The sequence below is a fragment of the Vicinamibacteria bacterium genome (assembly GCA_035620555.1).
In the GTDB taxonomy this organism is placed as follows: Bacteria; Acidobacteriota; Vicinamibacteria; order Marinacidobacterales; family SMYC01; genus DASPGQ01.
This window is the reverse complement of sequence record DASPGQ010000308.1, coordinates 1-11,745: the sequence shown is the minus strand read 5'-3', so window position 1 is coordinate 11,745 and position 11,745 is coordinate 1. Positions and strand designations below refer to the sequence as shown.

Sequence of the window (11,745 nt, the reverse complement as noted above, 5' to 3'; positions counted from 1 at the left end):
GAGGACGGTGAAACTCCCCGCGTCGAGGGTGAGGCCGGTCTCGTTCACGAGCGAAACGGCGAGGCGTGGCCGCGGGTCGCCGCTGCGTTCGTTGTATATCGATACCTTTTCTCCGGGGATCTCGGTCTGGACGATGGGGAGGAGTGCCGATCGGTTGCGCCCGATGTTGACGGGATGAGGAAGCCGATACTCGAACTGGTCTCCTAGGGAGGACGCCTGGGCGGCCTCGACGCGGCTTTCGCGAAGGGCACGAGAGATCGGGGCCGGGGGAGGCGGCGAGGACGGGACACCACCCACGATACCGCCGGGGAATCCTCGTTCCCTTTTCATCCGCTCGGCGGGTTCGAGCAGTGGGGACTCTCCAGTAACGGTCACCGTCTCGCTGACGCTATCCAAATCAAGTCGAAAGTCGAGTTGCCGTGTCCTTCCGGGTGAAACGTTCACTTCGCGGTACTCATGCGTCGTTAGGCCTGCCAGGCTCGCGGAAACGCGATACACTCCCGGGGGCACCGAAAGAACGAATCGGCCATCTTCGTCGGTGACGGCCTTGCTCACGGATTCTCCGGCGCGGTCGAATGCCTGAACTTCAGCACCAGGGAGCACCCCTCCCGTCGGGTCCACGACCGTTCCCGCGATCCGCGTACGCTCCCCCGCGACGTCGAACGCCATCCCATGCGTTTGCGGCGCGACCTGCAGGCCCGCGGGAAGGGGAACCGTCGGCCGTCTCGAGTAGACCGGCTGCGAGAGGTTTTGAACGAAGCTCACCGGCGCGCCGGCAACGAGAGACAGCTCGACGCCGTCCCAGTCCATGGCGCTCACGTTGTCCACGATCGCCCACCCCTGGAGCAGAGGTTTCGCTCCCTCTTCGAGGGCGAGGCGATAAGTCGTCTTCCAGATCGGCGCTTCGGAGGTGTAGCTGACCTGGAGCGAGCGCTGGCCGGGTCCAAGAGTCTCGATCTCGAGTCGCCTGACGTCCCGCTCGTGGGCGGTGCGAAGAAGATCGAGGTAGCGTGAGACCTGCGACGAAAGCTCGGAGTCGAGCAGGCGAATCGAAGCCGCAGAGCCGAGCTCGAGCGCCCGCACTTGCCCCTGGGAGGTAAAGACGAGCGCTTGCGTCCTTTCGATGGTTCCGTTAGAGCCTAGCTCCCGCCTCTTCACTTCCGCGCTCATCAGTTTGCCGGACGCGACTCCGTCGCCGGTTTGGATCTCGACCCGGGCGCCCTTGATCTGATTCAAGAAGTACGTGAGACCGTCCGCCGAAGTGAGATCGAGGGCCATCGCCTCGAGCCTGCGGTCCAGGGGGGCGAGCGTCGTATAGCTGACCCCGGCCACCTGACCGCCCTCCCCGAGATCGATGACCGTGAGCGACTTCAACACGTCGTCTAGCTGCGCGCTCGGAAGCTCGATGGCGACGGCGCTTTCACCGCGGGTCTGGCCCCGGTGCTCGAAGTAGCCGACCCCGTTCTTGTACAGAACGACCTTCCTGACGGGGAGCGGCGCTTCGGCTTGCGCAAACAGGGAGTGAACCGAGGCGAGAATAATGGCAAAGCAGAGCGGGATACGCATGGGATTGATCCTCCGCTTCCAGTGTAGCGGCTTCGTCGCCGTTGCTGCGTCCGCGCCGGTAGTGGCGCCGTCGCGCTCTGCAAGCGATTCTTGAAATAATGTGCGGGCACCGATGCCGACACAATTGAGCGGAATCATCGTTCCGCTAATCACTCCGTTTCGCGACGACGACTCCGTGGATCATGGGGTATTGGCCGCCCTTGCCGCCCACCTCGTCTCAGACGAGGTGGATGGCCTGATGGCGACCGCGCTCACTGGCGAAGGCCTTCTTCTCGAGGAAAGCGAGACGCTGGCGGTCTGGGACACCGTGATCGAGGCGGCGGCAGGTCGAGTTCCCGTCGTTCCCGCGATCCTCAGCGCGACGACCCGGAAGGCGATGGAGCTCGCGCGTGCCGCCGAAGCAAGAGGCGCGGCAGCCATCATGGCCGCGCCCATTCTCTCCGAGCTCTACTCCGGCCGATCGCATGATGACGTCATCGGCTTCTACGCCGATCTCGGGGCCAGCACGTCTCTTCCCATAGTCCTTTTCAACTACCCGTCTCTCACCGGCGTCGATCTCGCGCCTTCGCTTCTCGCACGGCTTGCCGAGATCGTTCCCGTTCGCTACGTCAAGGAGAGCACCGGTGACGCCAGCCGTGTGCACCAGATTCATCGTGAAGTGGGCGATCGCTTGCGTGTCATTTGCGGCGCCCCCTCGACCGCTCTCGAGTCCTTCGCCCTGGGTGTCGACACGTGGATCACGGGAATCCTCAACATCGTGCCTCGCTCGGGCAAGGAGCTACTCCATGCCGTGATCGCGCAATGTGATCTCGTTCTTGCGCGGCGCATCTACTACGAGGAGATTCTGCCTCTTTGGGATCTCCTTCGCAGCAGCTCGAACCCTACCGGAGTCATCAAAGCGGGAGTCTCGGCATGGGGCTTGGACGTCGGCTCGCCCCGACGCCCCGGCCAGTCTCTCGACGACGAGCATCGAGCACGCGTGGCCGCGTTCGTGGCGGCACTGAAGTCACGCTCGCGCTGACTTCTTTTCTGCCTCTGAGTACTCAATGCCGTGGCGGGACCTGTGATCGACCGGCCGCCACGGCTCGGCCTCTGCGGCGCTGCGCGCCGATCTCGCGGCAGACGTTTTGGCCACCGCTCGGCAGGCTGAGTTGTCCTTTTTCATCAGCCTGCTCGTCCCTGCGGACCATTCAAGAACCGGGCAGCTCCCACACACGCACGAGGGGGCCTCCCCTGACCACGGCCTCGAAGCCGGCGTAAGGAATGTAGAACGCGTCCGAGCCGAAGAAGAATGGCATCGCCTGGCTCTCCCGACGATAGGGGTCGAAGCTCGCCACATTCTCGGCGTGAGCTTCGAGCCACTCGAGAAGCTCGGGCGCGACCCGGGAAAATGCTGAGAGCTCGCGATGTTCGTGCGTCACCAGAAGTCGCGCCTGGTTGAAGGCGGCGAGCGGGGGTTCGGAAAGACAGTCGATGACCTCGACGCGATAGGCAGGCGGTCGTCGTCGGTCTTCGTTGACCGGCGGCGCTCCATAGCCACCGCACAACAGGATTCTCGTCTGAGGGGGGGTGGTCGCCGCGATGAATCGTGCCGCTTCCACCCGGGTGTCCCATCTGGCCGCGATGCGGTCGAAAGCCAGAGAGCTCGACAAGCTCGGTGCGATGAGCGCCACCACGGCCACCGTCCAGGCGAGCGCGCGTCCCCGCCGAGGCACGCGAGCGATGAGCGAGGCGACCACGTCGGAAGCGAGTATCGTGAGCACGGGAACGAGTGGCAGAACGTACCGCGGGAAAGTGATGCGTACGCTCGAGATGATAAGGAAGAACGGTACGAGGAACGACAGGAGCACGACATCGGCGTCGTTGCGCCGTTTGACGGCCACGGCCGCACCCACGCCCGAAGCCAGGAAGAGGCCGAAGCCCAGGCCCGCCGGGAGCGTCGTTCGCAGGTGGGTCCAGAGGGCGATGGGGCTCTCCGAGGAGCCGTACAGGAAGTCCTGGAGAAAGCTCATGTCGTTGCGGAAAGCGGCGAAACGGAGAACGACGTAGGGGGACGTGAGCGCGAAAGCGAGCATCGCCGCAAGCCCGGCGCAGATCCAGCGGGACATCGGAGCGCGAACGCGCCACAACGCGACGGCGATGGCCGCGGCGACGAGGCCCCCGTTGTATTTGGTCGAGGCCGCTAGCCCCGCGCAGAGGCCGGCGAGTGCGGCGTGTCTCGAAGAGGCGGTCTCGAGCAGGCGCGCAGCGAAGACGAGCGACAGCGTGACGAAGAGGGTCACGGGGATATCTACGGTCGCGAAGTGCGAATCTCGGACGTGGACGTGGCAGACCGCAACGGCCAACCCGGCGAGAAGGGCTGCGGACCGACGCCGGTAGGCGGCGAGGCCGAGAGCGTAGGTCGCGAGCGCGGTACCCACTCCGGCGAGAACGCTCACCAAGCGGGAGACTCGATAGTGAAGCCCCGGTCTCGTAACCGCGATGTCGAAGAGGAAGTCGAAAGGCCGCTCGTAGTCTCCCACGAGCTTCTTCGCGCCATAGTACCCGTAGAGGGCGACGGTGTTCACGTAGTAGAGGAGGCTCGGGTAATAGAAGCTTCCCGGATGCCACTCTCCGGTAGCGAAAATCGTTTGCGCTCGGCCCACGATGCGCTCTTCGTCGGGTCGCGATGTCGGATGGGGAAGACCATAATCCATTCCCCAGAGGCGCAACCCGAGGGCGAGTGCTCCGATGAGCCCGAGGGCGAAGGGAGTCTTCGTTCGAAACTCTACGACTCTCACGAGCGATGGATGCGGGGAGTCTAATGCAGCCAACCGTCGGTTGCGAGCCGGCGCGTGATGGTCAGTTTTCTTTCAGCGCCTGGATCGGCTCGACGGCTGCGGCTCGCTGGGCGGGAACCAGAGTCGCCACGATGCCGACCGCCAGGAGCCCAAGGCTAGCGGCCAGAAGTGACACGGGATCGTGGGCACGGACGCCGAAAAGGAGAGCCTCGATGAAACGACCGGCGACGAGAGACGCGGTGAGACCGAGGATCGTGCCCAGCGCGAGGACGCGTCCCGCGCCTCGGCCCACGACCCAATAGAGCTCGATCTGGCTCGCGCCGATGGCTTTTCGGATCCCGAGCTCTCGGGTCTGGGTGGCGACCGTATAGGAGAGGACACCGTAGAGGCCGATGGTCGCGAGGATGAGGGCGACGGCGCTGAGGAGCAGGAGGAGCGACATGAGCACGCGTTGGCGCGTGAGGGAGGCGCCGACGCGGTCGGTCATCGGCCGGATATCGTAAACCGGGACCTCGGGATCCAGGGCCCGGACCGCTTCGGTCACTCGAGAGGTGACCTCTTGCTCCGACTTCGAGCTGCGCACCACGCCGAAGAGGGTCCGACTCGCGTAAGCCTCGTAGGGGAAGAAGACGGTCATTCTCGGCTCGGTGCCGAGGCCGTAATGCTTGACGTCTTCCACGACCCCGACGATGGTCACCCGGTCCTCGGGCCGCCGCGAGACCCACTTCCCCACCGCATCTTCGAGTTGCCAGAACCTCTCGGCCAGCGCGCGGTTGACGAGGGCTATGGGAGGCTCGTTATCGTCGTCATACTCGAAGCTACGGCCGGCGAGGACGGGAATACCCATCGCCTCGAAATAGCCGGGCGTCACGACATGAACGTCCGCGACGACGCGGTCCCGATCGGGAGAGAGACTCTGGTCCTGGACGGTGAAGTCGGTCCAGGCGAACCCGCGGGTCAGGGGAAGCATCGAGATTCCGCCAGCTGCGTTACCGGGGGCGGTCCCGCGGAGACGATCGAATACCAGCTCGAAGAATCGGTCTCTCGCTCCTCGTTCCTGATAGCGGTCGCCCGCGAGGGAAACCCGGAAGGTGAGCGCGCCCTCGGCGCTAAATCCGGGGTCGACCGACTGCAGCACCCGGAGCGTGCGGAGGAGAAGCCCCGCTCCCATCGCCAGCACGAGCGAGAGGGCGACCTGGGCGATGACCAGGTAGCGGGAGCCGGAGCGAAAGAGTGATCGAGCCCGAACCGCCGCGGCACCCTCCCGAAGCGCGTCCGCCGGGGCGACTCGCGAGATACGGAGCGCGGGACCGAGTCCGAAGAGGAGGCTCGCTCCGACAGACACCGCGGCGGTGAAGGCCGCGACTCCGAGGTCGACCTCGATCTCGGCGAGGCGTGGAAGGTCCGGAGGAGCTGCCGCGCGAAGAGCCCGCACCGACGCGAACGCGATGCCGAGCCCGGCGAGCCCGGCCGAAAGTCCGAGAACGACGCTCGGAAGGAGAGACTCCAGGAGGATCTGGAGCCGCGATGCTCCGATGGCGGTTCGAAGAGCGAGCTCGCGATGGCCTGACGCCGCCCTGGTGAGCACCAGGTTCGCAACGTTCGCGCATGCGATGAGTAACAGAACGGCGGTCGCGGCCAGAAGCAAGTAGAGAGGGGAGCGGACCGGACCCACCACCTGGTCGAGCAGAGGAACGGCGCCGATTCGGTACTCGGTCCCGGGAGTGAGCCCCGAGCCCAGGCTCTCCGGGTCCTTCACGAAGTCCGAGGCAACGTTCAGGAGCTCCGCCTCCACTTCGCCGAGGCTCGCCGTAGCCGCCCTTCTGGCGACAACGTTGTAGTTCTCCGAGCCGTGGGTGGTTCGTCCCGGATCCTCGACGGGAAGAGACAGCACGAGATCGAAGACGGGCACGGTGGCGAGAGTCGGGAGGACGTCGGCGTCTAGCGGAAGCGGCGGGAGAACGCCGACGACCTCGAGCCGCTCCCCGTCGACGCGGATGGTGCGCCCGACGACGATGGGATCGGCCCCGAAGCGGCGCTCATAGAGCCTTCGAGTGAGAAGGACTTTTCTCGCGGCACCGGGCAAGTCGTCCTCGTACGATAGAGCCCGGCCGAGCAGGGGCTCGATGCCGAAGAGATCGAAAAACGAGGACGACACCTCCAGAGCGCCGACCCGCTCTGGTTCGGCCGAATCGCCGCTCAGCGTCACGTTCGACCCGTGGACGAGCGCCGTCTGCTCGAAGCTTCGAACCCGCTCGCGGATGTCGAAGTACTGAGTGGGCGAGAACCAGTCCTCGGCCACACCGACGCCCGGCGCTCTCTGCCAGAGCATCAAGAGCCGATCCGCGGCGAAGAAGGGAAGAGGCCTCAGAAGCACTCCATGGACGACGCTGAAAATGGTAGACGTAGCCCCGATTCCGAGGGCGAGCGTGACGATGACGAGAATCGAGTACCCGGGCCGTCGCAGAAGACTTCGAAACGCGTGATGCACTTCGCGGAGCACGAGCAAGACTAGCCAAGCCCGGGGACGGCGTAAAGGAAGAACTTCGATGCTACGGGCGTTCACCCCTCGACCAGAACCGCTTCAATAGCTCTTCGGATTCTGCCGTGAAATCCAAGCGTTCAGCTCACGCGACAGCTTCTCGAGCTCGGTCTCGAGCGCCGAAAGGGCATCCCGTGCGAGCGCAAGATCCTGCTCCCTACCCATGCGCTCCAGGCGTTCGAGGGCGTCATCGGGACGACGGGCCACGAAGTTGACCATCGAGCTCCGGAGCGAGTTGGCTTCGACCAGGACGAGCTCGGCGTCGCCGAGCTCGATTGCGGCACGAAGCTTTCTCACGTGCTGAGGATAATCGGCGAGAAAGATCCGGATGAGATCCCGGAGGAGCTCGGCGTCTTCTCCCGTCCGAGCCAGCGCTTCGACCTCTTCGAATTGACCCGTACGAACCGTGCCGGCTTGCTGAATGGCGGCGAGAAGCGTCTCGAGCCGGTAGGGCTTCGCCACGTAAGCATCCATCCCCGCCTCGAGACAGGACGCCCGATCGGCGGGCGTCGCGTGAGCGGTGACACCGATGACGGGCGTATGCACGCCTGTCGACTCCTCTCTGCGCCGGAGGAGTCTGGTTGCCTCGAGCCCGTCCATATCGGGCATCTGGACGTCCATGAGGACGACGTCGAAGGGTCCCCTCTCCGCGAGTATTCGGAGCGCCTCGCCGCCCGTGGTTGCGACGACCACCTCGCCGAGATGTTTCTCGATCAACCGCACGGCGAGCTTTCGATTGACGGCGTTGTCCTCCACCAGCAGCAGTTTCATCGACGAGGCCGTCGCCGACTCGTCTCGGCGCGCGGCAGGGGTCTCTGCTAGATGGACCACTGGACTCGTTACCGCTTCGGCGACCGCGTTCCAGAGCCCCGAGCGGGTGATGGGCTTCGTCAGACAGGCGGAAACGCCGAGCTCCCGACAGCGCTCGAAATCCCCTGGCCGACCTCCGGAAGTCAGCATCATTACCGTGCCCCGAACGAGACCGGGCTGGGCCTGGATGCGTCTGGCGAGCTCGAATCCGTCCATCTCGGGCATGTGGCCGTCGGTGAGAACCAGTGCGAACGGTTGCCCCGCGCGCTTCGCTTCCTCGAGCCGCAACAGGGCCTGAGCTCCGCTCCCTACCGATACCGGGCTCATCCCCCAACCCGTCAACATCTCGGTCAAGATGCGGCGGTTCGTCGAATTGTCGTCCACGACCAGAGTGCGAAGGTCGCGGACCCTCTCGAGCTCGAGAGGACTGGGCTTCGCGGCCGGAGCCTCTGCGAGGCCGAAACGCGCGGTGAAGTGAAACGCAGTTCCCCGTCCTACTTCGCTCTCCACCCAGACGCGTCCGCCCATCAGTTTCACCAGCATCGCCGATACGGTGAGGCCGAGACCGGTGCCGCCGTACTTGCGCGTGGTGGAGGCATCCGCTTGAGTGAAGCTATCGAAGACCGATTGCCGCTTGTCTTCGGGGATGCCGATTCCCGTGTCTCGCACGGTGAAATGGAGCAGGGCGTTCTCCTCGTCCGCGGTCTCCAGAAGAACCTTCACCGATACCTCGCCGGCTTCGGTGAACTTGACACCGTTGCCGGCGAGATTCACGAGGACCTGGCCGAGTCGTTGCGGATCGCCGATGAAGCCATCGGGAACCGATGATGGAATCTCCGACGTGAGCTCGAGCCCCTTCTCGTGCGCCGAGAGGGCCACGGTGCGAAGGGCGCGGCCGACACAATCCCGAAGGCTGAAATCGATCCGGTCGAGCTCGATCTTGGCGGCCTCGATTTTGGAGAAATCGAGGATATCGTTCACGAGTGCCAGAAGCGAGTCGGCAGCCATCTTGACCGTCTCGGTGTACTCCCTCTGCTCGTCGGACAGCTTGGTTTCGAGCGTGAGCTCGGTCATGCCGATGATCGCGTTCATCGGGGTTCGGATCTCGTGACTCATGTTCGCGAGAAACTCCGACTTCGCCCGGGTAGCAGCGTCGGCCTCCTCCTTGGCCCGGACGAGCGCCTGCTGGGTGCGCCTGCGCTCGGCGACTTCCCGGGTGAGGGCTTCGGTTCGCTCGGCCACGCGCTCCTCGAGGCTCTCGGTGAGCTCCCGGAGCGCCTGCTCGGCACGTTCTCGCTCTCCGACTTCACGCCGCAGCGATCGGTTCGCTTCTTCGAGCTCCAGGTTTTTTCTGCGAAGGCTCCCGAACACCAATCCGATACCCCCGACGGAAAGAAGCGAGAGAAGGCTCATGAGCGCGACCGTGCCCCGCATGCCTTCACGTGCCAAGGCCACGATATTCGTGAGGGGGTGCCGGATCTCGAGAACGCCGCGAGTGTCCCCGGCCTTCCAGTCAGATTTGGGCGTGTCGGGGTGCGTGTTGTGGCAGTCGACACAAGCCGAGCGCATGAGATCGGCGGTGGCATAACGCAAGTAAGGGCGTCCTTGTCTCTCTTCGAAGGCGAAAAAGGGCTTCTTTGTCTCGCGGTTCAACGTGCTCCAGGCGTTCTTCGCGAAATCGTCTCGAAGACCGGAGGAATCGGCGCGCCAGGGGAACGGGTAAGGGCTGTAGAGCTGGGCGCTGGCTCCGGAGCCGTGCTCCCCGATTCTCTGTCCCAGCATGATGGCCAAGGTCGCGGGAAGAGGAATCGCGCCCTCCTTCGTCGCGTAGTCATGGGTGATCGCGACACCGAGGGGACGGACCCTCTCGACGACTTCACTCGTATAGAGCGTGCGAAACTCGGCGAGAGCCTGAGTGTAGATTGCCGCGTTCTCGAGCGCCATCGTTTCGATCATCCGGGATTGGAAACGCGACACGTAGAACAGGATCGAGCCCAAGCCGAGAGCCAGCACGACCGCGAGGGCGACAACGGTGTGGGCGAACAGCGCGCCCAAAGCCGAGCGCCACAACTGACCGACGAAGCGCCCGGTGGCAGGTCCCCCGGGCAGTGCTTTTTCGTCGTGCATGACGGACCTCCCTGTTGACCAGGATCTCGAGGTCGATTTCGAGAGTAGCGGGACCTTTTGTAGGCAGCTTCCCTCGATATGTCAAGAGCGACGGAACCATACCGGCGTTGCCGTGAAGTAAGATGGCTTCGTGGTCTTGCTCATCACGATGTTGCTCACCCATGCCGGCGAGCACCCCGCCATTCGTCCTCTTTCGGGCTCGAGGCTCGTCGCCGACGAAGAGCGGGACGGCGAGATGGTCGTCATCTATCGAGAAGCGGGGAGCCGGACTCGGAAGACGGTGCGGGGGCGACTGTACAGCCTCGAGTACGAGACCGAGTCGGACATCTCGGCAGAGGACATCATCGAGCACTTCAATTCGCAGGCCGAAGCCTTCGACGGTGGGGACGTCCATCGCACCGCGGGCAACCGCATCACCTTCAGCTTTCGTCGCGAAGACGGAGGTGAGACCTGGTGCCAGGTCTGGGCCACCGCGGGAAACTACACGCTCGAGATCGTCGACGAGGCGCCGGCGGAAGTGCTCATCGATTCCGGGGGCGACCCCGCGTTGCCGCAGGAATCGATTGCGGAGACTCGCGAGGAAGTCGCGAGCATCGTCTTCGCTCCTGGCTCCTCTACGCTGCCCCCGGGCGCCGGGGCCGTGCTCGACGATGTCGCAAAGCGACTGACCCGCGAGCCTGGCACCGCCCTCGAGCTTCACGCGGGTGGAGGAACGATCGCGGAGCGGCGAGCGAACGCGGTGCTCGAGGCGTTGAAGCTCTACGGCCTCGAGGAGGTCCGCATCGTCGTGGAGGCGACCGAAGACGACAGCGATCGCCTGGAATTCATCCTCGTCCGCTGAGCCGCGCGCTCGCGCCAGCCGTCAGTCGACTCGCCAGGAAAAATCGGACCAGAGTCCGTGGGTCTGCGCGTTGTCGAAGCGGATCGTCCCGTCGTCGTAGCGGGCTTGTCCCCGAGCGATCACCTGTGAGGGTGAGTGGATCTGATTGAAGATGTTCTCGAAGCGCACCGGCTCGTCACGGTTGCGTCCGCGGAGGGCTTCCACCGTCGACTCGAGGATTCCCGGGATCGTGACCCGTTTGCGTTGCGTTTCGTCCTCCATGTCGATGGGGAGTAGACGCGTTTTTAGTCTCGTCGCGACGAAACGACCGAGGATTTCCCAAGGGCCGCCTCGCTCGCCATTAAAGAGCGACTCGAGGGCAGCCTGATGCTCTCGGGGTGTCTCCGAATCGAGGACGAGCACTTGCGTCCACCCGCCGTCGATCATCCGTTGGGGGCTATCGAAAACGATGATTGCCCGACGCCCCGCAAGCGACAATCCGTCGATCTCCCCTTGCTCGAAACGAAACGCCCAATAACCCTGGCATCGCTCGTGGGTACAGAGCTGATCGAAGTGGATGTGTCCGGGGCAGACCAGCTGGCAGCTGCAATTCTCGAACAGAAGACCTCGCGCCCACCATTTGGAGCTCGTCATTCGAGTTACCCCACTCGTCTCGTCTGGATGGTGGCCAGGAAGCGAAGGCCGGGAAAGGGAACGACGGCATCGAGACAGGCGACGAGCCAGCCGAGTTTCCGCGGGTGGCGGTTGACCGCACGGAACAGAAGAGGAATCGTGGGAAAGATTCCGCCCCGGCGCTCGACGCGAAAGCCCGCCTCGCCGAGGAGCGACAGGTATTCGGCGAGCGGCCGGTCGCCGGGATGGCGCTCGACGGCCGAGGTGCGGGTGAGCTTTCCCCGGAGCAGAAATCGCAACCGGCTGTGTAGATGGGCGAGGTTCGGGACGGTCACGAACAGTTGCCCCCCGGCCTTCGTTATCCGGGCGATCTCGGAGAGCGCTTTCGGTTGGTCGAGAAGCGCGACATGCTCCAGAACGTCGAGGCAAAGGACGACGTCGAACTCCCCGGTCGAGAAGGGAAGTGC

8 protein-coding genes are annotated in these 11,745 nt (G+C 64.5%); 2 read left to right on the top strand and 6 right to left on the bottom strand.

All coding sequences use genetic code 11. From position 1 onward, the window contains the following. Positions 1–1,566 (bottom strand): carboxypeptidase-like regulatory domain-containing protein (locus tag VEK15_12500; GenBank protein ID HXV61511.1); only part of this gene is annotated, 1,566 nt, incomplete at its 3' end. Between the two features lie 112 nt (positions 1,567–1,678). Between VEK15_12500 and VEK15_12495 the strand changes: the two genes are divergently transcribed. Beyond that, complete coding sequence (locus VEK15_12495) at positions 1,679–2,587, top strand: dihydrodipicolinate synthase family protein (GenBank protein ID HXV61510.1); 909 nt, start codon at positions 1,679–1,681, stop codon at positions 2,585–2,587. A 169-nt stretch (positions 2,588–2,756) separates the two neighbouring features. Here the strand turns inward: VEK15_12495 and VEK15_12490 are convergent, their stop codons facing one another. The 3 genes from VEK15_12490 to VEK15_12480 form a co-directional block, all read right to left on the bottom strand. Further along, a complete protein-coding gene (locus VEK15_12490; protein ID HXV61509.1) occupies positions 2,757–4,346 on the bottom strand; it encodes a glycosyltransferase family 39 protein in 1,590 nt (529 codons plus the stop codon). 61 nt (positions 4,347–4,407) lie between these two features. Next, positions 4,408–6,849, bottom strand: coding sequence for an ABC transporter permease (locus VEK15_12485; protein HXV61508.1), 2,442 nt, complete (start codon positions 6,847–6,849; stop codon positions 4,408–4,410). 81 nt (positions 6,850–6,930) lie between these two features. Continuing rightward, positions 6,931–9,825 carry a response regulator gene (locus VEK15_12480; GenBank protein ID HXV61507.1) on the bottom strand — a complete coding sequence of 965 codons (2,895 nt, stop codon included), beginning with the start codon at positions 9,823–9,825 and terminating at the stop codon, positions 6,931–6,933. Between the two features lie 130 nt (positions 9,826–9,955). Between VEK15_12480 and VEK15_12475 the strand changes: the two genes are divergently transcribed. Continuing rightward, complete coding sequence (locus VEK15_12475) at positions 9,956–10,666, top strand: hypothetical protein (protein ID HXV61506.1); 711 nt, start codon at positions 9,956–9,958, stop codon at positions 10,664–10,666. Between the two features lie 21 nt (positions 10,667–10,687). Here the strand turns inward: VEK15_12475 and VEK15_12470 are convergent, their stop codons facing one another. Beyond that, entirely contained in the window at positions 10,688–11,299 is a 612-nt protein-coding gene (locus tag VEK15_12470; protein HXV61505.1) for a DUF1326 domain-containing protein, read from the bottom strand. Positions 11,300–11,304: 5 nt separating this feature from the next. Further along, positions 11,305–11,745 (bottom strand): methyltransferase domain-containing protein (locus VEK15_12465; protein HXV61504.1); only part of this gene is annotated, 441 nt, incomplete at its 5' end.